The 550-nt window shown below is 75.1% G+C and carries 1 protein-coding gene; it reads right to left on the minus strand.

Going from position 1 to position 550, the window contains the following annotated elements; all coding sequences use genetic code 11:
• Nucleotides 1-550 (minus strand): PIG-L deacetylase family protein (locus HTZ82_RS04510; RefSeq protein WP_175407959.1); only part of this gene is annotated, 550 nt, incomplete at both ends.

The raw sequence follows: 550 nt of genomic DNA on the forward strand, positions 1-550 counted from the left end.
AGGTGACTGCCGGGACTCCGCCGAAGCGCTCCGCCGCGGCGTGGGCGTGGCCGGTGAGGAAGGAGCGGCAGTACTCCTCCGGGTCCTGGTCGGTCAGGGCCTCGATGTACGCACGGTGCTCCAGGAGCGACCGTACGGCGCGCTCCAGGCCGGGGCCCGCGTCGACGGCGTGGGTCGGGGTCGCGGAGCCGGCGACGGCCACCCAGCGGACACCGTCCCAGGGTTCGAGGCCCTGTTCGACGAGCTCGGGGAAGATCCAGCGGTTGCCCGCGTCGCCGGCCGCGTCCAGCGTGGCGCGGCCCACGGCGACGTGGTCGGGCGTGTTCCAGGCGACACCGCCCCAGGTGTCGCGGTGGTTGAGCGTGATGACGAGTTCCGGCCGGTGGCGGCGGATCGCGGCGGCGATGTCCCGCCGCAGGCCGATGCCGTACTCGATGACGCCGTCCCGGTGGTCGAGGAACTCCACGGCGCCGACCCCGACGACGGCGGCGCTCGCCCGCTGCTCCCGCTCGCGGAGCGGCCCGCAGACGTCGGGGGCGAGCGTGTCGAT

It is taken from the genome of Streptomyces sp. TRM64462 (genome assembly GCF_013362995.1).
Classification (GTDB): domain Bacteria; phylum Actinomycetota; class Actinomycetes; order Streptomycetales; family Streptomycetaceae; genus Streptomyces.